The sequence below is a fragment of the Flavitalea flava genome, from assembly GCF_054461575.1.
Genome location: NZ_JBTLQH010000120.1, coordinates 1 through 1,418, shown reverse-complemented (window position 1 = coordinate 1,418; position 1,418 = coordinate 1). Strand labels below are relative to the sequence as shown.

Sequence of the window (1,418 nt, the reverse complement as noted above, 5' to 3'; positions counted from 1 at the left end):
AATCATTGTTGTCCGGATAAATCCGGGTTAAAATAGTCTGTATCCTTTTATTGAAGCGGGATACAGGTTAAAAATCGGTTGTTTCAATTTGGGGGGTAGCTCCCCCCGGATCAATTACGGTGTAAAGGCAAAGGAGGCATTATTGGTTTTTCTCCAGGCCTTATAGGTGTCCCTGATGAAGTCCAATAGTTCAACATAGCTCATCAGGTGCAATCGGATAACGGTGATCATGTTGGCAAAGGATTTTTTAGTAGCAGCTTTCTTTCGGATGACGACCATTAAAAGCTGGGCAATCAATACGCAATAGACCTGCATCTTAATGGCGTTGGGGCTTTCTCCCCAAAAGTAACGCAACGGAAAGTTCTGCTTGATCTGTTTGAACAGCAGCTCGATCATCCACCGGTTTTTGTAGATGGTCGCTATCTGCGTGGCCGGCAAGTTGATGTTGTTGGTAGCATAGGCGTAAACTTTGCCATCCTCTGTTTTAAACAGGATGCGCCTGAGCTTCAGCCTTTCGGTCACCATTCCGTTTACTTTGACAGCTACCGTGATCAATTGCTCTTTGATAACTCCTTTGGCCTTTTGCTTTCGGGTCTTGTCGACCAGTACCTTAGTAACATGAAAAACGGCGTTCTCCCGCATTCGGGTAACAAACCATATTTTCTGTTTCGTCCATCTGGCATAGTACTGATAGGCAGTATAAGCTTTGTCAAAGACAATCCAGCTATCAGCAGGCAATTTCAGGTGGTACAGGAATTTTTGGTCATGCTCTCTGGCGGCCGTTATGCGGACGAACTCCGTTACTCCGCTGAAGGCGTCCATCAGGGCATGCACTTTGATCCCTCCCTTTTTACGGGCTCCGTCCAGCCGGTTGCGGCCAACGCCCCGCAGGATCTCGCTGAACAACTGGATGGTAGTGCTGTCGATGACCTTTAAGTTCCTTATACTCAACCCCTTTAACCGGCTGTCCGAGATAAAGGAATGGTATTGGGCCAGTAATCCGTAATAAATCGTTTCAAAGACCTGGTAGCTACGCTTGTTATTGGCATCAGAAAGGGTACTACGGGCGGGCGCCTTATCCAGCCCCAGATGGGACAGCTTGCCTTCACAGGCCAGCATCCCTTCGCAGACCTCCCGGAGTCCATTACAGTAGCTGAATACGCCGTACAAGAGGCTTACTAAGTGAACCCGCAGGGGTAATCGCTTATAGTACCGATTGGACTTATGTTTTCGATTCGCTGCATAGATGATCGAGTTCGGTACAACATCCAATATTTGTGACAGAACCGGCTGTCCGGAGAATTTTTTATCTTCGCCCATGGTATTTTGAGTGTGGTAATTCAAAATTAACCATTGGGCGGTTCTTCGGAGCTGCCCTTTTTATTTTTAAACCCCGACTTTAGTCGGACAATAGTGAT

At 47.0% G+C, this 1,418-nt stretch carries 1 protein-coding gene; it reads right to left on the bottom strand.

The genetic code is table 11. The features are described 5' to 3' along the window. Positions 1-114: 114 nt before the first annotated feature. The gene (locus ACX0G9_RS31630; protein WP_459068997.1) at positions 115-1,320 is read right to left on the bottom strand and encodes an IS4 family transposase; all 1,206 of its coding nucleotides are present in this window, start codon (positions 1,318-1,320) and stop codon (positions 115-117) included. Positions 1,321-1,418: the final 98 nt, after the last annotated feature.